The sequence below is a fragment of the Bacillus rugosus genome, assembly GCF_023238245.1.
Taxonomy (GTDB): Bacteria; Bacillota; Bacilli; order Bacillales; family Bacillaceae; genus Bacillus; species Bacillus rugosus.
Genome location: NZ_CP096590.1, coordinates 2,699,298 through 2,719,910 on the forward strand (window position 1 = coordinate 2,699,298; position 20,613 = coordinate 2,719,910).

The 20,613-nt window shown below is 44.5% G+C and carries 21 protein-coding genes; 3 read left to right on the top strand and 18 right to left on the bottom strand.

The window, feature by feature from the left end; genetic code table 11:
* Nucleotides 1-11: 11 nt before the first annotated feature.
* The 7 genes from relA to comN form a co-directional block, all read right to left on the bottom strand.
* Entirely contained in the window at nt 12-2,216 is a 2,205-nt protein-coding gene (gene relA / locus M0696_RS13780; protein ID WP_248602064.1) for a GTP diphosphokinase, read from the bottom strand.
* Nucleotides 2,217-2,384: 168 nt separating this feature from the next.
* A complete protein-coding gene (locus M0696_RS13785; protein WP_019715222.1) occupies nt 2,385-2,897 on the bottom strand; it encodes an adenine phosphoribosyltransferase in 513 nt (170 codons plus the stop codon).
* 5 nt (nt 2,898-2,902) lie between these two features.
* Nucleotides 2,903-5,263, bottom strand: a complete 2,361-nt coding sequence (recJ, locus tag M0696_RS13790) for a single-stranded-DNA-specific exonuclease RecJ (protein WP_248602065.1) — start codon at nt 5,261-5,263, stop codon at nt 2,903-2,905.
* Between the two features lie 66 nt (nt 5,264-5,329).
* Nucleotides 5,330-5,662 carry a LapA family protein gene (locus M0696_RS13795; RefSeq protein ID WP_019715224.1) on the bottom strand — a complete coding sequence of 111 codons (333 nt, stop codon included), beginning with the start codon at nt 5,660-5,662 and terminating at the stop codon, nt 5,330-5,332.
* Between the two features lie 79 nt (nt 5,663-5,741).
* Nucleotides 5,742-6,239 carry a cation:proton antiporter regulatory subunit gene (locus M0696_RS13800; RefSeq protein ID WP_019715225.1) on the bottom strand — a complete coding sequence of 166 codons (498 nt, stop codon included), beginning with the start codon at nt 6,237-6,239 and terminating at the stop codon, nt 5,742-5,744.
* A 156-nt stretch (nt 6,240-6,395) separates the two neighbouring features.
* Complete coding sequence (gene secDF, locus M0696_RS13805; RefSeq protein ID WP_248602066.1) at nt 6,396-8,609, bottom strand: protein translocase subunit SecDF; 2,214 nt, start codon at nt 8,607-8,609, stop codon at nt 6,396-6,398.
* Between the two features lie 38 nt (nt 8,610-8,647).
* Nucleotides 8,648-8,944 (bottom strand): post-transcriptional regulator ComN, encoded by a 297-nt coding sequence (gene comN, locus M0696_RS13810; RefSeq protein ID WP_003222684.1) that lies wholly within the window; start codon nt 8,942-8,944, stop codon nt 8,648-8,650.
* 114 nt (nt 8,945-9,058) lie between these two features.
* Here comN and spoVB point away from each other — a divergent pair, with 114 nt between their 5' ends.
* Nucleotides 9,059-10,615 carry a stage V sporulation protein B gene (spoVB, locus tag M0696_RS13815; RefSeq protein ID WP_248602067.1) on the top strand — a complete coding sequence of 519 codons (1,557 nt, stop codon included), beginning with the start codon at nt 9,059-9,061 and terminating at the stop codon, nt 10,613-10,615.
* Nucleotides 10,616-10,618: 3 nt separating this feature from the next.
* Here spoVB and M0696_RS13820 read toward each other — a convergent pair whose 3' ends face one another.
* On the bottom strand, nt 10,619-11,275 hold the full coding sequence (locus M0696_RS13820; RefSeq protein WP_248602778.1) for a DUF421 domain-containing protein: 657 nt from the start codon (nt 11,273-11,275) through the stop codon (nt 10,619-10,621).
* A 197-nt stretch (nt 11,276-11,472) separates the two neighbouring features.
* Here M0696_RS13820 and M0696_RS13825 point away from each other — a divergent pair, with 197 nt between their 5' ends.
* A complete protein-coding gene (locus M0696_RS13825; RefSeq protein WP_061186696.1) occupies nt 11,473-11,862 on the top strand; it encodes a TIGR04086 family membrane protein in 390 nt (129 codons plus the stop codon).
* Between the two features lie 57 nt (nt 11,863-11,919).
* Here M0696_RS13825 and yajC read toward each other — a convergent pair whose 3' ends face one another.
* The 9 genes from yajC to iolG all read right to left on the bottom strand — a co-directional run bounded on the left by yajC (nt 11,920) and on the right by iolG (nt 19,379).
* Complete coding sequence (gene yajC / locus M0696_RS13830; protein ID WP_003222677.1) at nt 11,920-12,186, bottom strand: preprotein translocase subunit YajC; 267 nt, start codon at nt 12,184-12,186, stop codon at nt 11,920-11,922.
* A gap of 40 nt (nt 12,187-12,226) precedes the next feature.
* Entirely contained in the window at nt 12,227-13,372 is a 1,146-nt protein-coding gene (tgt, locus tag M0696_RS13835; protein WP_166850159.1) for a tRNA guanosine(34) transglycosylase Tgt, read from the bottom strand.
* Nucleotides 13,373-13,398: 26 nt separating this feature from the next.
* Nucleotides 13,399-14,427, bottom strand: coding sequence for a tRNA preQ1(34) S-adenosylmethionine ribosyltransferase-isomerase QueA (queA, locus tag M0696_RS13840; RefSeq protein ID WP_166850157.1), 1,029 nt, complete (start codon nt 14,425-14,427; stop codon nt 13,399-13,401).
* Between the two features lie 28 nt (nt 14,428-14,455).
* Entirely contained in the window at nt 14,456-14,656 is a 201-nt protein-coding gene (locus tag M0696_RS13845; RefSeq protein WP_166850155.1) for a DUF2905 domain-containing protein, read from the bottom strand.
* Nucleotides 14,649-15,653 carry a Holliday junction branch migration DNA helicase RuvB gene (ruvB, locus tag M0696_RS13850; protein ID WP_019259052.1) on the bottom strand — a complete coding sequence of 335 codons (1,005 nt, stop codon included), beginning with the start codon at nt 15,651-15,653 and terminating at the stop codon, nt 14,649-14,651. The genes M0696_RS13845 and ruvB overlap by 8 nt, the downstream gene beginning before the upstream one ends.
* Before the next feature lie 10 nt (nt 15,654-15,663).
* Nucleotides 15,664-16,269, bottom strand: coding sequence for a Holliday junction branch migration protein RuvA (gene ruvA, locus M0696_RS13855; RefSeq protein WP_166850153.1), 606 nt, complete (start codon nt 16,267-16,269; stop codon nt 15,664-15,666).
* A gap of 137 nt (nt 16,270-16,406) precedes the next feature.
* Complete coding sequence (gene bofC, locus M0696_RS13860) at nt 16,407-16,919, bottom strand: sporulation cell-cell signaling protein BofC (protein WP_166850151.1); 513 nt, start codon at nt 16,917-16,919, stop codon at nt 16,407-16,409.
* 47 nt (nt 16,920-16,966) lie between these two features.
* Complete coding sequence (locus M0696_RS13865) at nt 16,967-18,274, bottom strand: MFS transporter (protein ID WP_222143260.1); 1,308 nt, start codon at nt 18,272-18,274, stop codon at nt 16,967-16,969.
* A 79-nt stretch (nt 18,275-18,353) separates the two neighbouring features.
* Nucleotides 18,354-19,379, bottom strand: coding sequence for an inositol 2-dehydrogenase (gene iolG, locus M0696_RS13870; RefSeq protein WP_222143261.1), 1,026 nt, complete (start codon nt 19,377-19,379; stop codon nt 18,354-18,356).
* A 236-nt stretch (nt 19,380-19,615) separates the two neighbouring features.
* On the opposite strand from iolG, the gene M0696_RS13875 reads away from it, so the two are divergent.
* Complete coding sequence (locus tag M0696_RS13875) at nt 19,616-20,263, top strand: phosphotransferase (protein WP_166850146.1); 648 nt, start codon at nt 19,616-19,618, stop codon at nt 20,261-20,263.
* Nucleotides 20,264-20,308: 45 nt separating this feature from the next.
* Here M0696_RS13875 and M0696_RS13880 read toward each other — a convergent pair whose 3' ends face one another.
* Entirely contained in the window at nt 20,309-20,431 is a 123-nt protein-coding gene (locus tag M0696_RS13880; protein WP_222143262.1) for a hypothetical protein, read from the bottom strand.
* Nucleotides 20,432-20,613 lie beyond the last annotated feature (182 nt).

The window sequence follows — 20,613 nt, forward strand, 5'->3', positions numbered from 1 at the left end:
CTCTAACCCCTTTAATTCATGACGCGGCGCACAGAATAGATATCTCTTATCTGTTTAATACGCTCGACGACTTTATGCAAATGATTGATGTTCTGAATAAAAATCGCCATATGAATGGTTGCCACTTTATTGCGATCCGATTTGCCAGAGACAGATGAAATGTTTGTTTTCGTTTCATTCACTGCCTGAAGCACCTCGTTCAGCAATCCGCGGCGGTCATAGCCAAGAATCTCTATCTCAACATTGTACTCCTTGCGCTTTTGAACCTGTGACTCATGTTCCCACTCTACCGGGATCAGCCGTTCCTGAGCTTCATTCGTTTTGACATTCGGACAGTCTTCACGATGGACCGAAACCCCTCTGCCTTTTGTGATAAATCCGACTATATCGTCACCAGGTACAGGATTGCAGCATTTTGATAAACGGACAAGAAGATTGTCGATGCCTTTGACACGAACGCCCGCTTCCCGTTTTCTGCCCTGCGGGTATGGTTTAGATTCCGCATTGACTTCCTGAACGATCTTTTCCTGTTCTTCCTGATCGCGCTGCTTTCTCTCTTTTTCCGTCAGGCGGTTTGCCACCTGTAAGGCTGTAATGCCGTTGTAGCCAACCGCGGCGTACATATCCTCTTCATTTGAGAAATTAAACTTGTCAGCAACCTTCTGGATATTCTCCGGCGTTAAGACATCCTTCACTTCAAAATCCAGATTTTTAATTTCTTTTTCGACCAGTTCACGGCCTTTTTCGACATTTTCTTCACGCCGCTGTTTCTTAAAGAATTGACGGATCTTATGCTTCGCCTGGGATGTTTGCGCAAGCTTGACCCAATCCTGGCTCGGACCGTAGGAATGCTTAGAAGTGAGAATTTCAACGATATCACCTGTCCGAAGCTTATGGTCCAGCGTTACCATTTTTCCGTTTACTTTGGCACCAATTGTTTTATTGCCGATTTCCGAGTGAATCCGGTAAGAAAAATCAATCGGAACAGAACCGGATGGAAGCTCGATTACATCTCCTTTCGGCGTAAAAACATATACCATGTCAGAAAACAAATCGATTTTGAGCGATTCCATAAATTCTTCTGCATCTGTTGATTCATTTTGGAATTCTAGTATTTCACGGAACCAAGAAAGCTTTTTCTCAAAGGTTACGCCTTCATTGGCCGCTTTCCCTTCTTTATAAGCCCAGTGAGCCGCAACCCCGTATTCCGCAATTTCATGCATTTCAAAGGTGCGGATCTGCACTTCCAGCGGATCACCTTTAGGCCCGATAACCGTTGTATGAAGCGATTGATACATATTCGGCTTCGGCATTGCGATATAATCTTTGAATCTGCCGGGCATCGGCTTCCAGCATGTGTGAATGATGCCGAGCACCGCGTAGCAGTCCTTTATGCTATTCACAAGAATGCGGACAGCCAGCAAATCGTAAATTTCGTTGAATTGTTTATTTTGCAGCACCATTTTTCGATAGATGCTGTAAATATGTTTCGGACGTCCCGAGAAGTCAGCCTTGATGTTCACTTCTTCGACACGTTTCTTCACTTCATTGACAACCTCATCGACATAAAGCTCACGTTCTGCGCGTTTCTTCTTCATGAGGTTGACAATTCTGTAATATTGCTGAGGATTCAAATAACGGAGCGCCGTATCTTCCAATTCCCACTTAATTTTTGAAATCCCGAGACGATGCGCCAATGGTGCAAAAATCTCCAGTGTTTCATTAGAAATTCTCCGCTGTTTTTCCTGAGGCAGATGTTTCAGCGTCCGCATATTGTGGAGACGATCCGCCAGCTTAATCAGTATGACCCGGATATCTTGAGCCATAGCGACAAACATTTTGCGATGATTTTCCGCCTGCTGTTCCTCTTGAGATTTATATTTAATTTTACCGAGCTTCGTTACGCCGTCCACAAGCATTGCCACTTCTTCGGAAAATGCTTCTTTCAGGTCATCGAGCGTCACATCTGTATCTTCCACGACATCGTGCAGAAATCCTCCCGCGATTGTGGAAGGGTCCATTTCAAGATCAACGAGAATTCCCGCAACCTGAATCGGATGAATAATATATGGCTCGCCCGATTTGCGGTATTGCTCGCGATGAGCATCTTCAGCGTAAAGATATGCTTTTTCGACAAATGCGATATGCTCATCAGATAGATAGCTGCGCGCTTTATCTATAACTTGCTCGGCAGTCAATACTTGTTCGTTCGCCATGGAATCACCTTTTTTAGAATGTAAACTGTATTGTAGTTTATTATCAAGAAAAAACCGAAAGATGTAAAGAGCAGAAGTTCAAATAGCCAAATATTATATAAAATAATTGCAAAACAATAGGAAAAAAGCACCCTGACATGGAGTGCTTTTTTCGGTATGCGATTATCTTTAGTATTTCATCAATGTTAATATGTCATAATCTTCAAGTTTCTTTCTGCCGTCAAGGTAAGAAAGCTCGATTAAGAAAGCGATACCAGCAACAACGCCGCCAAGCTCTTCAACAAGTTTGATTGTTGCTTCAATTGTGCCGCCTGTCGCAAGCAAGTCATCTGTGATAAGCACACGCTGACCCGGTTTAATCGCATCTTTGTGGATCGTTAATACGTCTTTTCCGTATTCCAAACCGTAGTCCACTTTGATCACTTCACGAGGCAATTTGCCTTCTTTGCGGACCGGCGCAAAACCTACGCCAAGCGCGTAAGCAACGGGACAGCCGATAATAAAGCCGCGCGCTTCAGGGCCGACGACCAAATCAATTTGCTTTTCTTTCGCATATTCAACAATTTGGTCTGTGGCATAGCGGTATACGTCGCCTTTATCCATCAGTGTCGTAATATCTTTAAATTGCACGCCCTCTTTCGGGTAATCCGGTACAATTGTTACGTATTGTTTTAAATCCATCTGTTTTATGTCCTCCTCGTACTTTCATAAGCCTCTGAATCTTGTTTCATCAGCTTATTCAGCCATTCCTTCAGCTCTTCAGCAGAAGAATAATTCAGCTTTTGATCCAATTCCATCAACTGCTGTTTTGCCTGATATGTTTGTGAGTCCGTTAAGTCGCGTTTCTTTACTCCGCTAACCACAGACAGCACACCATTCTCTATTTTAACAAAACCTAGATCAAAAAACACCTTTGTCATGAAATTGATTGTTTCAACAGACCAGCCTTTATGTCTCGCAAGATCTGAACCATGTTTTTTTACGTCAAAAGCGCCTCTTTTCAGCAAAAACGCATAATACCATTTAAAGTGGTCTCTTGCGGGAAATGTTGATAAAAAGTGGTCCTCTTGATTGAGAAAAATGAAATATATCCGCTCAGGCGCCTTGCCTTCCAGCAAACGTGCGAGCATGTCCAACGAAGGCGGCGGATCCAGCAATACAATATATCCACCATCAAGGTCAAACGCCTTCGCTTGATCCTCAGAGCTGATGACGTGCACTTCACGGCGAAGGTCTTCAGTCTGAAGAAGTGTTGTTGAGTCTTCTTTGAAAGAGACAATGGCCCGTTTAGCAGATGGAAGGACGGAAACTGTGTCTTCCCACATCCGTTTTCCCCTTAAATCAAACAGCTGCCATTCAGAAACAGCGGCATCCTTAATCATTAACTGCGGTTTTTTTCTATTGTTCCATTCGTTGATAGACATCTCACCGACAATTGATATTCTTGAACCCGGGACGATGCCTTCTTCTAGCTCACCTTTATTAAAACCAACGCAATCAAGCTGAGACGACTCGTTTCTGACCGTCATTTTCACATGATTTTTATTAGCGCCGATCTTGCGGACATCTTCCAGCACAGCGTTTTCTACGAGGACGTGCGGTTTCGGGTTCAGCATGCCAAATGGGGACAGCAGGTTCATTTCTGTGATGCTTTCAACCGTAATGTCCTCGACACCGCAGACAAGATCGACTTCCTGTACGGGAATAAAATCCTCTTCCGTAAGCGTGTTGTCTGCTATTTCATTCAGCCTGTGTCGCAAATCCGGCACATCTTCGGCATTCAGCGTCATTCCCGCAGCCATTGGGTGGCCGCCGAAATGTGGAAGAATATCTCTGCATTCTGAAAGGCTCTCGAATAAGTTAAAGCCTCTGATGCTTCGGGCCGAGCCTTTAGCAATCCCTTTTTCTTCATCAATGCCAAGCACAATGGCCGGACGGTAGAAACGGTCCACAAGCTTTGAAGCCACAATCCCCACGACTCCTGGATTCCACCCGGATTTGGCCACAACAATAGCAGTTTGATCGAGACCTTGCTGTTCAACCATTTCAATCGCTTCATCCGTCATTTTACTAACCATTTTTTGGCGCTCTTTGTTCAGCTGGTCAATTTCAGCGGCAAGCTCTTCCGCTTCAAACGAATCCTCTGACATGAGCAAATGAACAGCGGGATCCGCCTGTTCGATTCGTCCGACGGCATTCAGCCTTGGTGCTATTTGGAACCCGACAGTTTCTTCGTTCGCTTCTCCGATGTCTCCGCCTGACAGCTTGACCAGCTCTTTTAAGCCCAGTCGATTCGTCCGACGAAGCCTTTCAAGTCCTAGTGTTGCAATTAATCTGTTTTCGCCATGCAACGGGACAAGATCGGCAATAGTGCCGATTGCCGCCAGGTCAAGCAGTTCATCCGGGAGTTCGCCCAATAAAGCGTGGGCGAGCTTAAACGCGACCCCGACCCCGGCAAGTTCTTTAAACGGGTAGGTGCAGCCTGGCTGCTTCGGGTGGACGATCGCATGGACATCCGGAAGCTCCGGTCCCGGCTCATGGTGATCGGTAATAATGACATCCAGCCCGAGTTCCTTTGCTACCTTCGCTTCATGCACAGCGGCAATTCCTGTATCAACTGTAATAATCAGAGAGTAGCCCCGCTCTTTAATCGAACGAAATGCCTGTTCATTAGGGCCATATCCTTCTTTAAAGCGGTCAGGTATATAAAAATCAACTTGAGCCGACAGCTTTTGCAGTGTGTGAAGCATCACTGACGTACTGGTAACTCCATCGGCGTCATAATCGCCATATATCATAATCTGTTCTTGTTGTGATATCGCCTGTTTTATACGATCTGCCGCTTCTTTCATGCCTTTCATTTCGAAAGGATCATAAAAATCGGCATCCTTTGTATGTAAAAACAGCCTTGCGCTTTCTGCCGTATCAAAGCCTCTTTTTACAAGCAGGGACGCAACAAGAGGTGTTATATGCAATTGTTCTGTGAGTGATTTGACCTTATCCTGATCTGGTCGCTGGATTTCCCATCGCATTTTTGACGCTAACATAAATTCACCCCTCAACCACCCTATTATACTAGAGCAGGCTGAGGGGTTTCAAATATTATTCAAAAACTAGTCTTTTTTCTCAAGTCCGGTTGATGCATCCTTTATGTCGTTCTGTTCAGGATACAGTGTATCTTCTTGTTTATGTATCGTCTCTTGTGTTGTTTTGTTTTCTTTCCGCAACGCTTTTATTTCCCGCTTTAATCTCATCACCTGAAAAATGCCGGCAGAAAATACGATCAGCGCACCCATTAAAACCGAGCCTAAAATGACAAGAATGAGCGGCCACTCCGATCTGCCAAACAGGTAATCAACTTCTACGGATCTAACATTAATGACTGCAAAAATAGCGACAATTAAGGTAAAAATAAGTGCGAAAATGATTGTCCATTGTTTATTCATTCTCTATCCCCCAAAGTTTATTTACCTGAGGTAACTTTCCCTGTCAGAACTGATTTTAAACATGACTTGACGCTCTTGATCAAACCTCTTTTGCAGTTAATTTTTCCCTGATCAGTCTCTTCAATCCGTTTCCATCACCGGACATCACTAGTGTATCACCTTCATCAATGACTGTTTCAGATCCTGGGTTTAGTTGTTTATCCTGATTTTTCTTAATAATCGCGATGACAGTCACATGGTACTCCTGCCTCGCATCCAAATCACCAATTGTATGATGGATAGCAGGCGCACCTGTCTCTGCTTTACACCACTCTATGATTAAATCATCAAGGGCTGCCTCGACCCTTTCTAATACTTTCGGTTTATATGCCATTCCGCCGAGAATTGCAGAAATCTGCCTCGCTTCAGCATCATCAAACTGCACGGAAGCAACACATTCTTCATGATCATTTTCATCAAAATAGTACAGCTCCTTCCGGCCGTCATGATGAATGATAATTGAAATTTTATCGCGATTTCTAGTAATGATCTCAAATTTATGCCCTATGCCCGGCAGCTGCGATTCGCGAATCCTCATACATAAACCCTCCTACATATCTGAAAAACAGCCACAAACACGCTTAACACCATTTATATGTGTAAATGTAAGCGTATGTCATTATAGCAAATGTCTATTTTAAGTTCAATGAAACTTAAAAATTCAGGCTGCCCTGCAAAGGACAGCCTGAATTTTTTATTGCACCGAATCTTTTTTCAGTTCTTTTCCTTTCCATACAAGCCAAATTTGTGCGGCAATGTAGAGAGAGGAATAAACGCCTGTTAACAGTCCGACCAATAAAGCGACTGAGAAGTTTGTAATCGAAGATGCTCCAAAGATGAGCAGTGTCACTACAACAATCACGACAGTTAATACAGTGTTAATTGAACGTGTAAAGGTTTGCTGCAGACTCAGGTTTACAATATGGTTGAGGTCGGCAAATGTTTTCGGCTTGCGCTTCTTCATATGCTCGCGAATCCTGTCAAATGTAACGATTGTATCGTTAATCGAATATCCGATAATCGTCAGTATAGCAGCGATGAACGTAACATCTACCTCCAGCCTTGCAATACTGAAAACCGTGACAATAAAGAATGCGTCATAAAGCAGTGAAGCTATCGCGGCGATCGCCATTTTATATTCGAACCGTATCGAAACGTAAATAATGATTCCAATAGAAGCTATAGCAAGTGCGTACAGAGCATTTCTCGCCAGCTCTTTACCGACTGTCGGTGAAACTGTGCTGACATTTGGCTCTGTCCCGTATTTGTCTTTAAAGTGCGTTTTTACTTTGGCAATCGTTTCTTTGTCTGGCACTCCAACAAAACGGGCAACACCGATATTTTTCTTTTCGCCTGACAGAACAATGGTGTCAGGGTCCATGCCAAGTGATTCAAAATCTTTCTCCACCTGCTCTGTCGTCAGCTTATGATCACTTTGGACTTCAATCCGTGCACCGCTCGCAAAGTCAATGCCCAGATTCAGCTTAAATACAAGCAGGATAATAACCCCGGCAATTGTGATTGCACTTGAGAAGATAAAGAAATACTTGCGTTTGCTCGTGAAATCCCATTTTTGGAACAACGTATGCGGCTCTGTATTTTCATCTGTATCCTGAATATTCATAATGTGTTTCTTGTTGACGCCAAACCAGCCTTTTTTCCGATCAAGCCATCTGCTTTCTACAAGAAGAGCGAGAAGAAATCTTGATAAGAAAACGGCAGTGATAAAGCTTGTCAAAATCGACAGAATCAGCATCGTTGCAAACCCTTTAACAGAGCTTGTCCCAAAGATGAAGAGCACAACAGCAGCAATAATCGTTGTAACATTCGCATCAAGAATCGTTGCGAATGACCGTCTGTTTCCTGAACGGAAGGCAGAGCGGACTGATTTTCCTAGCTTGAGCTCTTCTTTAATCCGCTCATAGGTGATGATGTTGGCATCGACAGCCATCCCGACACCTAAAATGAGCGCTGCAATTCCCGGAAGCGTGAGTACAGCATTCATCCAGTCAAAGACTTGAAGTGTAATGTAGATATAAACCGATAGCGTAATCACCGCAATAAATCCCGGCAGGCGGTAATAGAAAAGCATAAATAAGAAAATAATTGCGATACCGACAATACCGGCAAACACCGTATCATGGAGCGCCTGCTGGCCGAATTGTGCACCTACTGAAGTTGAGTATTTTTCAGTCAGTTTCACAGGAAGCGCGCCGGCGTTTAAAATGTTGGCTAAATCTTTCGCTTCTTGAACAGTAAACTGTCCTTCAATTGTAACGTCTGTTGTGTTTAATTCCTGACTTACATTTGGAGCTGATACATATTTAGGAAGTTCTTTTTGAACTTCTTTTTTAAAGGAGTCCCCTTTTTCGTAATCCATCCAAATGACAAGCTGGTTATTTGGCGCCATTTTCATGACCTTCTTGGTCACTTCGCCGAATTTATCAGCATCCTTCAGTTTAATACTGACTATCGGCTCATTTGTTTTGGCGTCATATGTTTGTTTAGCCCCGTTTTCGACGAGGTCAGAGCCATTCAGCAATTCCTTATCATTTGTATCCCTGAAAGAAAGCTGCGCTTCAGTGGCCAAGATTTCACGCGCTCTGTTTTGGTTTGTCACCCCAGCGAGCTGAACGCGAATCCGGTTATCTCCTTCAATTTGGATGTTCGGTTCGCTAACACCGAGAACATTGGCCCTGCGGTTCAACGCCTCTACTGTGCTGACCAGAACGTCTTTTGTGATTTTGTCACCTTTTTTTACAGGCTGTACATCATACAGCACCTCAAATCCGCCTTGCAAATCCAATCCTAACGTAATATTGTTCGCGGCAGGCTTCGTAAAGTAGCCCAAGCCCGTGCCGATCAATAAAACGAGAAGGAAAAACGCAATCAAGCGTCCTTTTTTCATTATGTATATCCTCCCTTAAACCTGTGCAAATCAACCTGCTATCTCAGCAGTTCTTCCAATGCTTCCTGGCCTTCTTCACTGCCCAGCCAATTAGACGTTTTAAATGACTCAACAGTTGCATAGTTCATAAATTCGCCAATTTTCACTGATAAAATATCACTCGTCATTTCATAGATGTGCAGTTCTGTTTTCTTTTTCCACTTCTTGCCTGTTAAGTATGACCACAAACTTTCGAGTTCAACATCATCATACCCTAGAATCTTAAACTCTTCCAGTTTGCTGTAAAGAAACGGCCTGACGTGGTCTTTATATAGATCAGCAGGATGCTTCTCCATGAATTCCACGCTCCTTTTTATTGTTTTTCAAGAAGACTTGTCATGCTTGGACGATATATACGCATATCTTTATTGTATATGATTACAGGTAGTTTGAGAAGGCAGGGGGTAAAAATGGCGAAACAGACGTTTTTAAGGGGCACTCTTATTCTGATCGCAGCAGGAATGGTTACAAGAATGCTCGGGTTTGTCAACCGGGTGGTTATCGCCCGTTTTATCGGTGAAGAAGGAGTCGGGCTTTACATGATGGCGGCGCCTACCTTCTTCTTGGCCACTACATTAACTCAATTCGGTCTGCCGGTCGCGATCAGCAAGCTTGTCGCTGAAGCCAGCGCACGCGGAGATCATCAAAAAACAAAAAATATTTTAGTCATGTCTCTTACCATCACAGGAGTGCTCAGCCTGATCTTTACACCGCTGTTTCTGTTTTTCGCCCCGGTTATGGCTGAGACGATGCTGACAGATAAGAGAACACTTTACCCGCTCCTGGCCATTACGCCGGTTGTGCCGATTATCGCTATATCAAGTGTGCTGAGGGGATACTTTCAAGGAAAACAGAATATGAACCCGCTTGCTGTGTCCCAGGTTCTTGAGCAGGTCGTCCGCATTTCACTCGTCGCTCTCTGTACAACGATTTTTCTCCCTTACGGAATTGAATATGCCGCAGCGGGGGCAATGCTATCCTCAGTCGCAGGGGAGCTGGCGTCACTCCTGTATTTATTTGTTTGTTTTAAATATAAAAAGACAATTAAAATCAGAAAGCACTTTTTCCAATCGATTAAAAACGGAAAACAAACATTTTCCCAATTAATGAGTGTGTCCCTTCCAACGACCGGGAGCCGCTTTATTGGCAACCTTTCTTGGTTTTTCGAGCCGATTGTCGTCGCTCAAAGCCTTGCTATCGCCGGTGTAGCGACAGTTGCCGCCACAAAGCAATACGGGGAGCTGACCGGCTTTGCCATGACCCTGCTGACTCTGCCCAGCTTTATTACATATTCTTTATCGACCGCGCTTGTTCCTGCGATAAGTGAAGGAATGGAGCAGAAAAAATTGCAGGTGGTGGAATACCGCTTGGAACAGGCCATGCGTCTGTGTCTGCTCAGCGGAGGCATTTCAGTTGTCATTTTATTTGTATTTGCGGATGAGCTGATGAGGGTGATGTACGGTTCCTCAGGCGCTGCTGTATTTATAAAAGTGATGGCCCCGTTTTTTCTGCTTTATTATTTCCAGGGCCCTCTTCAAGCTGTGCTGCAGGCGCTTAATTTAGCAGGGGCTGCGATGATGAACAGTTTAATCGGAGCGCTTGTCAAAACCGGCCTTATTTTTGTCCTCGCCACCAGGCCGTCTCTCGGTATTATGGGCGCGGCATTAGCCATTGTGACAGGCATGGTGCTCGTCACGCTTTTACACGCGGCAACCGTAAGCAAGGTGCTGCCGATCAGTATTAAAATCAAGGAGTACGCGCTCAGCTTCGCTGTTATTATAATTTGCGGATTCATCAGCTCCGGCATTAAACAATATGTAAGCTTTGGATCGTCCGAGGCTGTGAATGTCGCCGGATGGATTGCAATAAGTACTGCCATCTATATCATCCTCTTGCTCGCTTTCCGTTTAATTAAAAAAGATGAGCTTCGCCGCATTCCTATTATCGGACGTCTGATCGTCCGCTAAAGGTCACGTGCGGTGCCCATCTTTTTTATCTATAAATAACTCACCGTCAGTAAACGAGCAAAATGAAATATCTGAAAGGTTTGCATATCCGTGTTTTCTTAGTTTTTCAAGCAGCCACTGTTGATCTTTTTCAATCCTGGACAGGTTTTCCATTTGAATAGAGCCATCTATAATAAGCGGCATTTCGAGCTGCCGATGCTCTCCGCTGTTTTCTTTCTTTACAACAGTCAGTTTGCCTGACGGCTCTAAAATGGCAAATGATACATCAGCCACTCTGTCGATGTTATTTTCTCTGAGCTGAACCATTAAATCATCGAAATTATAACGCTGTGATTTCATGGCGTCTTCGTCAATTTTCCCATATTTAATAATAATGGTCGGCTTTCCGTCAAGAAGCTGGCGGACTTTTCGGTTTTTTAAAGAAAAGTATGCCAAAGTCACTTGGATGATCATTAATACAAGCATTGGCAAAATAGTGTGAAATAGATGATCTTCTACGTTTTCTATGGCTAAAACGGCAATTTCAGCCATCATGATAAAGACAACGAGATCTAAAATGCTAAGCTCCCCGATCTCCCGTTTGCCCATAAAACGAAAAATGACCAATATTACAAAATACAATATGATTGTGCGAAACGTAATAGTGAGAAGCTCTTCCATCATGCACCTCCAACTCATTATAGGATGCAACAAAACGAACAATTTATGTAAGAAAAAGCGATCGTATTTCATAAAGCTTTTACGTCTAATTCATGTGATAGGGGAATACATTTTTACAAAGACGAGCCATCAGCATGTCTGACGGCTTTGTTGAAAAAGAACAGAAGCCTTTTAATACAGGCAGAGAGGAGACATTTATGGAGGAAACGAAACAAGTTGGAAAAGGCATTCTTTACGGCTTAATCGCCATTTTCTCAGCCATGCTCCTGACAAGTTTAGCCGTTTCACTTTTACTGACGGCAACCACGCTGGAAGAGTCATCATTCAACTGGCTAATCACCGCCATCTCATTTCTTTCTTTGTTCATCGGCGGGTTCATTTCTGGCGGTAAAGGAAAGGAAAGAGGCTGGATGATCGGGGCATTGACTGCCTTAAGCTTTTCTCTGATTATTTTATTGTTTCAGTATTTAGGATTCGGAAAGACATTTACAGCGGAACAGCTGCTCTTCCATCTTGGATTTTTAGGGGTCTGCATGCTGGGCGGGGTTTTCGGCGTGAACATGAGGGGAAACAGGTCTTCCACATAAAAAAGAGCGGGCTCACTCACCCGCTCTTTTTTTGTTTGCTATGTATAGCTCCTGCTGTTATTCAGCAGCAGAAACTTCTCTGATCGCGCGGCGGTCGAACGTAAGACGTGTGTTTTCACCAGTCTTAATGACGACTTTGCTTTCGTCGATAGAGTCAACAGTACCGTGCAATCCCCCGATTGTCACTACTGAATCGCCTTTTTTCAGTTCCTCCTGCATTCGGCGTACTGCCTTTTGCTGTTTTTGCTGAGGACGAATCAGCAAGAAGTAAAGGACCGCAAACATTAAAATAATAGGAACCAATGTACCTAAAGTGCCTGTCATGATTTTCACCCCTTTCTGTAAACCTGTTTTTCATTTTTATTTAGAAGCTTTTCGCATTTGGCTTGTTGTAGCCGTAACGCTCAAAGAACTCTTCTCTGAAATCACCCAGACGATCCTCACGAATAGCCTGTCTTACCTGCTCCATTAAGTGTAACAGAAAATGAAGGTTATGGTAAGTTGTTAATCGAAGGCCAAATGTTTCATTGCAGCGGATCAAGTGTCTGATATACGCGCGAGTGTAGTTTTTACATGTATAGCAATCACACTCTTCATCAATCGGACGGAAGTCTCTTTCAAATTTCGCATTTTTCATATTGAGACGGCCTTCAGCTGTAAACACAGTGCCGTTTCTTGCAATCCGGGTAGGCAGCACACAGTCAAACATGTCGACCCCGCGGATCGCTCCGTCGATCAGCGCGTCCGGAGAACCAACTCCCATCAGATATCTCGGTTTATCCTTCGGCAAAAGCGGTGTTGTAAACTCGAGCACACGGTTCATGACATCCTTCGGTTCACCGACAGATAATCCGCCTATAGCATATCCCGGAAAATCAAGGGAAATCAAGTCCTTCGCACTTTGCGTGCGCAGATCTTCATATTCTCCGCCTTGTACAATGCCAAACAGCCCTTGTTCATCCTGACGGTTGTGGGCATTCAGGCAGCGTTCCGCCCAGCGGCTTGTCCGTTCTACTGACCGCTTCATATAATCGTACTCTGCCGGATATGGCGGGCATTCGTCAAATGCCATCATAATATCAGAGCCGAGTGCGTTTTGGATCTCCATCGCTTTTTCCGGAGATAAAAACAGCTTGTCTCCATTTAAGTGATTGCGGAAATGAACGCCCTCTTCCTCTATATTACGAAACTTGCTTAGAGAAAAGACCTGAAAACCGCCTGAATCTGTTAATATCGCGCGGTCCCAGTTCATAAATTTATGGAGCCCGCCCGCTTCTTTGACAATATCGTGACCCGGACGGAGCCATAGGTGATAAGTGTTGCTTAAAATGATGCCCGCATCCATTGCTTTCAGTTCTTCAGGTGACATTGTTTTGACTGTCGCCAGTGTGCCGACCGGCATAAAAACTGGTGTGTCAAAGGAGCCGTGAGGAGTATGCACTTTTCCCAGCCGCGCCCCTGTTTGTTTGCATTCTTTTATAAATTCATAGCGTATTGGTTGTTCAGCCACTTTTGGTGAGGCCTCCTGTTCTTAAATTATAGAATCAGCATCGCGTCTCCGAAGCTGAAGAAACGGTATTCCTCTTCCACTGCATGATGATAAGCGCGCAGAACGTTTTCTCTTCCCGCAAGCGCACTGACCAGCATAATCAATGACGATTTCGGCAAATGGAAGTTTGTGATCATTCCGTCAATGGCTTTAAATTCATAGCCCGGATAAATAAAAATAGATGTCCAGCCGCTTGATGCTTTAAATTTCCCGTCATGTTCCCCGGCAATCGTTTCAAGCGTGCGTGTCGATGTCGTGCCGACAGAAATAATCCGGCCGCCATTTTCCCTTACTTTGTTTAAGGCTGCAGCTGTTTCTTCTGACATTTGATAAAACTCTGCATGCATATTATGCTCTTCAACATCATCGGCACTCACAGGGCGAAACGTTCCAAGGCCTACGTGCAGAGTGATGAACTCAATCTGCACACCTTTGTCTTTCAATTGCTGCAAGATTTCTTCAGTGAAGTGAAGGCCAGCAGTAGGCGCGGCCGCAGAGCCGATTTCTTTAGAATACACGGTCTGGTAGCGCTCTCTGTCATCAAGCTGTTCTTTAATATATGGCGGGAGCGGCATCTCTCCAAGGGATTCCAGCACTTCGTAAAAAATACCGTCATACTGGAACTCCATTTTTCTGCCGCCATGCTCAAGTTCTTCCGTGCAGACAGCCTTCAATCTTCCGTCTCCAAATGTCACAACGGTTCCTTTTTTTACCCGTTTCGCCGGTTTGGCAAGTGTTTCCCACCTGTCACCAGCTTCCTGTTTCAGCAAAAGCAATTCCACTTTCGCGCCGGTATCCTCTTTTGTGCCGAATAGCCGCGCAGGCAGCACGCGGGTATTGTTCAGTACTAGACAATCCCCTTCTTTAAAGAAGCTGATAATGTGTTTAAACGAGCTGTCAGTCAGCTCTCCTGTATGTTTATCAAGCACCATCAGCCTTGAAGCATCACGCTGCTCCAACGGCACTTGTGCAATTAAACGTTCCGGTAGTTCAAAATCAAATAAATCGACTTTCATGAGATTTCACCTTTATTCTAGTCTTTTGTTATTTCATTCTTCCGAAAAGATTAAGCAAAATTGATAATACCACACTTATGATGATACAAGTGACAACCGGGAAGAAAAATGTAACATTCCCTCTTTTCACAAAAATATCTCCCGGCATCTTGCCGACAAAATGCAACACTGCTCCGATGATAAGCAAAACAGCACCAAGAATCATAATGATCTTAGGGAATTCAGTCATACCGGGGAGCCTCCATTTGGAAATGATGATAAACGGCCGGTGTCACGATCCTTCCCCGCGGCGTTCTTTGGATAAATCCGATTTGCAGGAGGTACGGTTCGTACACGTCCTCAATCGTATGCGGTTCTTCGCCGATCGTGGCTGAAATGGTATCAAGACCCACCGGGCCGCCGTTAAATTTTTCGATCATGCCCATCAGCAGCTTGTGATCAATATGATCCAAACCGAGACGGTCAACCTGCAGCCGCTCCAGCGCATCCTGCGAAATCTCTTCCGTGATCCGGCTGTCACCCAGCACCTGGGCGAAATCCCGGACCCTTCTCAGCAGGCGGTTCGCTACGCGGGGCGTCCCTCTCGATCTCCTCGCGATTTCGAGAGCAGACGGTTTATCGATTTCAACCTCGAATACATCAGCAGTTCTTGTGACAATGTCCGCCAGCTCTTCTTGCGTATAGTACTCAAGGCGCGACATTACGCCGAATCGATCTCTTAACGGCGCCGTCAAAAGCCCTACCCTTGTCGTGGCGCCTACCAGCGTAAAAGGCGGAAGATCAAGCCGGACCGAGCGGGCAGAAGGGCCTTTCCCAATCACTATATCCAGACAAAAGTCTTCCATTGCAGGATAAAGCACCTCTTCAATCGATCTGTGCAGTCTATGTATTTCATCAATAAATAACACATCTCCCGGCTCAAGCGCTGTTAATATGGCAGCCAAATCACCGGGTCTTTCAATCGCAGGCCCAGATGTCGTACGCAATTCAACTCCCATTTCATTGGCAACGATGGAAGCAAGCGTCGTTTTTCCAAGTCCGGGCGGCCCGTACAAAAGAACATGATCAAGCGTCTCCTGTCTCATTTTTGCCGCATCTATAAACACGCGCAAATTTTCTTTCACCTTATGCTGACCGATATACTGCGCCAAATTTTGCGGCCTCAGGCTTTGCTCTATCACTGATTCATGGTTGTCTGCTTCACTTGAGACGAGCCGTTCATCCATGAACATCACCTTACTTCAATAGTTTTTGTAATGCTTTTTTCACGTATTGGTCTGTTGTCAGCCCAATATCTTCTTTCAGGTGAGGAAGCACCTTTTTGATTTCTTTTTCAGCATATCCAAGAACCCTGAGGGCCTCAAGCGCTTCTTCGAGGGCCGTTTCTGCTGTTTGCTTTTCAAGCCTTTCTTCATGATTAAACAGATTTTCAATCATTTCAGGCACAACATCAGCGAGCTTTCCTTTTAAGTCAAGAATAATCTGACGTGCGGTTTTCTTTCCTACACCAGGAAACTTGACCAAAAAGGCTTCATCCTCATTTTCAATCGCTTGGATTACCGCTCCCGGATCACCCGAGCCCAAGATGGCGAGTGCGCCTTTCGGACCGATACCGGTCACGTTTAACAGTTTTGTAAAGAGCGCCTTCTCCTCTCTTGTTGAAAAACCGTAGAGCGAAAAAGCATCCTCTCTAATATGATGGTACGTAAAAATCGTTTCTTGGTTTCTCTCCTTATATATAAACGGATTCGGCGTGAAAATCTGATATCCAATGCCGCCGTTCTCTATCACAATATATTGGGGAGATACATAATCAATCGTCCCTTTAACAAATTCAATCACGCAATTCACCTCTTTGACTGTTCTTCATTGTACCATAAAAACAGCCAAAGTCTTATAGAAAAGTTAACATACGTTCGCTTCTCTCTCATTCTTCCACGAAAAAAAAGACATGAATACATGTCTTCAATCAGCGGACGTTACCCGCTGTATGTCTTTATGTGTTCTATGACATCCTCAAACTCCGCTTTTGTCCGAAATGGAATGCCTTTCAGCAGATTTTTTTGCATATGGCTTTCCAGCCTTTCTAGATCAATTTGAAAAAAAGACTGAATCGGTTCGGAAGCTGACTCAGGCCGGCCGTGAAAAGTGGAAATCACTCCATTATCCGATACACCGATATAACCGTTCACCTTACTGAGCGGAGAAATATCGTCCATTTGCTTTCGGAAGAGCACATATCCCTTTTTTTGTTCGACAAGCGTCCAGCCGGCATAAGTTGCCCAAAAATCATCCATAGAAAGCACTTTTTCACGTTTATGCTCAATGCTGACATCGCCGTCCAAATACACCTTCTCAAGCTGCACATGCACCTGCAGCGGTTCATAGTGCTCCACTTCCGCCCCAAGCGCGCGGGGAGAAGCAACTATCAGAAAAGCTGCGGCTGAGCAAAGAATGCCCAGCAAAAGATACGCCGTGCTAAATCGTTTCACCCTCTACACCTCTTTGCACACGTTTATGACTAGTTTGACCAAAGAGGCTACAGCTTAACCGTTCTCTCGAAATTTGTTTGCACGTTTTCTCTGACAAGCCGTTCCTCCGTATACACATCAGCGCTTTTCTCAGAAATGGTCAAGAATTGTGTCAGAAAAGCGCTGAAAAAATACAATGCCGCAAAGATCCATATGACACCGCCTGCACCGAGCGGTCCAATGAAAAGACTTACGATGCCCGGCGCGATAAACGCACATAAACCAGATCCCAGATTCAACACTGACATGGCAGCGCCTTTATTATCAGGTGCAAGCGTTGGCAAAAGCGCGCTTAATGGCACGTAGCCAGCCAATGCAGCACCGTAACAGCAGGCGATAATCATCAGCACCCAATACTGATGCCCGATCAACTGAGGCGTGTAGTAAAGCGCCAGCGTAAAAATACCGCACCCGACACCGCCAAACCACATCACGGTAGTGCGCCAGCCCAGTTTATCTCCGACTGCGCCAAAAATGATATTAAACACAATATTAACAAAAAACAGCGTCCCCCATATTTGCAGCCATTCCGAAACGGAATACCCGTAACGCGCTAGATAGGTCGGGAGAAAAATGGCAAATCCGAATTGTCCTAAGGCATTAATCGTCTTGACAACTCCGCCAATGCCGACTTTAGGATTTTCAAACATAATTGTAAACGCCTTCGACAGTTCTTTCCATTTTGGCTGATCTTGTTTTTGTACCTGTGTAAATTTATCTTTGTTAAAAAATAGGGCGAGGAGTCCGCCTGCTGCTACAAACAGTAAAGCGCTCCAAAGCGTATTGATTTCTCCAAAGGCCGGAACCGCATAGCTGGAATAGAACGGACCGAGCACGCTAAGGCCGCACGTAAACATAAACCAAAACCAGCCGACGGCCTTTCCAAGAAGCTTTTGAGAGGTGCTGTATGACACCCACACAAGAAAAGAGTACGCAAACAGCGGATATCCCAAGCCTCTAAGTGCATAGCTGCCTAAGAGAGCCGGATAATGCATATGAGGAATCGCCCAGCCGATAAAAGCGACTGAACCGAGGATAAATGCAAGCAAGCCGACAGTCATCGTTTTTCTCGGCCCCCAAGTTTGGACAAACGTGCCTGAAAGCCAAGCCGAGATGGTGACAGCAATGCCGTATATGGTAAAAAGCGATGCGGATTGCTGCATGCTGAGACCATGATCAACGAGAAAAGGAGACAGCCAGCCTTGTTCGAGCCCGTCTCCAATCATAAAGATGACAACGCCAATATAACCCCAAACCATGTGAGAAGGAATTCCGATTTTATTCAAAACATTTCCTTTAGCATGTGCTGTATTCATTTTCTCCACCGCCTACTTTTTTTCTAAAGTATCAATGGAGGTTCTATACCCAAGCTTACTGAATTGTAATCCTGTTTAATCAAAAAGCGACTTTTTCAGTATGCTCAATACTGACAGGCATGCCAAAAGCAAGCGATTGCTGTGCCGCTCTGGCAATCCGTTCCGCCTGAAAACCGTCATTGCCGGTGCAAGCAGTTTCCCGGTTGGTGTCGATCGCTTCTGCAAACCGAAGAATCTCCTCCTCATACGCATCCTTATAGCGTTCAAGGAAAAAGAAATGCGGTTTATCCTTCATCACAAAATCAGCAGTTGACACTTCGACCGTCGTCGGCCTGCTGTTGTCCGCTGCTGCAGAGCCTTTCGTCCCAAAAACCTCGACCCGCTGGTCATATCCGTACACAGCTTGGCGGCTGTTGTCAATCACAGCCATGGCACCGTTTTCAAAAGTCAGTGTAATGACAGCCGTATCAATATCACCCAGCTCAGCAAAAGAAGGATTCACCAAAGCTGCCCCTTTTGCATACACTTCGGTCACTTCGCTTCCCATAATATACCTGGCCATATCAAAGTCATGGATCGACATATCCATAAACAAGCCGCCTGAAGTACGTACATAATTTATATTCGGGGGCTCTGGGTCCCGCGACGTGATTTTTAATAAATGAGGCGTACCGATTTCACCATTTTCAACAATTGTTTTGATTTTCTTAAAATGAGGATCAAAACGGCGGTTGAATCCGACTTGGAGTGCAACCCCGTGTTTCCGGACGGCCGCAAGCGCTTCTTTTGTTTCATTCAGAGAGAAACTGACGGGCTTCTCACAAAAAATATGCTTTTTCGCCTCGGCTGCTTCTCTGATCATCTGTGCATGTACGGCTGTCGGTGAGCAAATAAAAACAGCGTCAATATCCGGGTCGTGTAATAAATCGCGATAATCAGAGGTTATGTATTCAATCTGGTGACTGTCAGCCCAGCTTTTTATACGGCTTGCCTGAATATCAGAGACTGCTTTTATTTTCATATGAGGAATCCGGCGTATATTTTGAACATGAAGTTTGCCGATGCGCCCTGCACCGATAATCCCTGTCACAATCTGTTTTGTCATGGCTTGTTCCCCCTTGAACATTCACGAAAGCGCTTTATTTTAAATTAATACTATCCCATTTGTAAGCGCTTTTCAAGAATGGAAATGATCGCTCTATGTCTCTTTTATCACAATTAATGCTTATAGGTAGCCTTCTTCTTCAAGACCAGATACACTAGAATTAGGCTCTTTTTCCTGAACAGTTTATGATTTTCCTATAAACAACTGCATAAAATAGAGCAAAGAAGGTGAATGAAATGCTGACAAAAGCAGAGGCACTGGCCCATTCAGTCATATACCGCAAGAACAGCAGATTTGATAAAGTCAAAGAAAAACCTGAGGAATTAACACTAATCGGCAAGGGAAGAAGCGCCTATGTGTTTGCTTTAACAGAAGGCGATCGAAAAATGGCGCTGAAAGTATTTTTTCCGGAGTATCAAGCGACAGCCGTCAAAGAAGCCGCGATCTATGAAAAATTAGCTGGTTCCGCTTTCTATCCTGACATTTACGAAACTGGTGATTCATTTATTCTTATGGAATATATTAAAGGCGAAACCTTTTATAACTGCCTAAAGAAAGGCATTGCGATCAGTGATGGCATGATTCAGCAAGTTGAAGAAGCACTTTCTGACGCCCGTGAAGCCGGCTTGAATCCGTCAGACATTCATTTGCGCAATCTGATTCTGACAGAATCCGGGGCAGTGCGGGTGATTGATGTTGCAAGATTCGAACAGACAAAAACGTGCACCCAGTGGGACGATTTAAAATCAGCGTATCATGCACTCTACAAAAAACCGATATTCCCCAAAAAGATTCCGGGTTTTTGGCTGGAGATCATCGCATTTTTATATAAGAAAGATTGGTTCCAAAGGCATTTCGCACAGCGGAAAAGAAAATATTCTTAAATCAAAAAGGCAGCCGCACACGCGGCTGCCTTCATCCATATATTTTTACTTTCTGATGGCAGAAATCAGCTTCATTTGTTGAGGCGACAGCTTAATTCGATAGCCTCTCACAGTTAAGTAGACCGCTTCTGAGCCTTTCTCGCTGGAATGACAATACGTTTTTTCCATCTCTGTCTCCCCTCACCCTTTATTTTATTTCATCATACCACCGCTTTATTGAGTGAATTTTAAGGAAATGTAAAGATAGTATGAACCTGCTATATGGTGCAACGCGGAAAAGCGCAGCGTAATCAATACGCGGCGTTTTTTCTTTTTCCCTTCCTCTTCTTATTGATACTTACCGGTCATAT

What these genes read in the sequence shown, in the direction of transcription:
- queA (WP_166850157.1), bottom strand. Translation starts at nt 14,427, where the DNA reads ATGAAAGTCGATTTATTTGATTTTGAACTACCGGAACGTTTAATTGCA.
- iolG (WP_222143261.1), bottom strand. Translation starts at nt 19,379, where the DNA reads ATGACAAAACAGATTGTGACAGGGATTATCGGTGCAGGGCGCATCGGC.
- comN (WP_003222684.1), bottom strand. Translation starts at nt 8,944, where the DNA reads ATGGAGAAGCATCCTGCTGATCTATATAAAGACCACGTCAGGCCGTTT.
- M0696_RS13875 (WP_166850146.1), top strand. Translation starts at nt 19,616, where the DNA reads ATGCTGACAAAAGCAGAGGCACTGGCCCATTCAGTCATATACCGCAAG.
- spoVB (WP_248602067.1), top strand. Translation starts at nt 9,059, where the DNA reads ATGGCGAAACAGACGTTTTTAAGGGGCACTCTTATTCTGATCGCAGCA.
- M0696_RS13845 (WP_166850155.1), bottom strand. Translation starts at nt 14,656, where the DNA reads ATGACTGAATTCCCTAAGATCATTATGATTCTTGGTGCTGTTTTGCTT.
- M0696_RS13795 (WP_019715224.1), bottom strand. Translation starts at nt 5,662, where the DNA reads ATGAATAAACAATGGACAATCATTTTCGCACTTATTTTTACCTTAATT.
- ruvB (WP_019259052.1), bottom strand. Translation starts at nt 15,653, where the DNA reads ATGGATGAACGGCTCGTCTCAAGTGAAGCAGACAACCATGAATCAGTG.
- M0696_RS13865 (WP_222143260.1), bottom strand. Translation starts at nt 18,274, where the DNA reads ATGAATACAGCACATGCTAAAGGAAATGTTTTGAATAAAATCGGAATT.
- relA (WP_248602064.1), bottom strand. Translation starts at nt 2,216, where the DNA reads ATGGCGAACGAACAAGTATTGACTGCCGAGCAAGTTATAGATAAAGCG.
- M0696_RS13785 (WP_019715222.1), bottom strand. Translation starts at nt 2,897, where the DNA reads ATGGATTTAAAACAATACGTAACAATTGTACCGGATTACCCGAAAGAG.
- M0696_RS13820 (WP_248602778.1), bottom strand. Translation starts at nt 11,275, where the DNA reads ATGGAAGAGCTTCTCACTATTACGTTTCGCACAATCATATTGTATTTT.
- M0696_RS13800 (WP_019715225.1), bottom strand. Translation starts at nt 6,239, where the DNA reads ATGAGGATTCGCGAATCGCAGCTGCCGGGCATAGGGCATAAATTTGAG.
- secDF (WP_248602066.1), bottom strand. Translation starts at nt 8,609, where the DNA reads ATGAAAAAAGGACGCTTGATTGCGTTTTTCCTTCTCGTTTTATTGATC.
- M0696_RS13825 (WP_061186696.1), top strand. Translation starts at nt 11,473, where the DNA reads ATGGAGGAAACGAAACAAGTTGGAAAAGGCATTCTTTACGGCTTAATC.
- M0696_RS13880 (WP_222143262.1), bottom strand. Translation starts at nt 20,431, where the DNA reads ATGGAAAAAACGTATTGTCATTCCAGCGAGAAAGGCTCAGAAGCGGTC.
- recJ (WP_248602065.1), bottom strand. Translation starts at nt 5,263, where the DNA reads ATGTTAGCGTCAAAAATGCGATGGGAAATCCAGCGACCAGATCAGGAT.
- yajC (WP_003222677.1), bottom strand. Translation starts at nt 12,186, where the DNA reads ATGACAGGCACTTTAGGTACATTGGTTCCTATTATTTTAATGTTTGCG.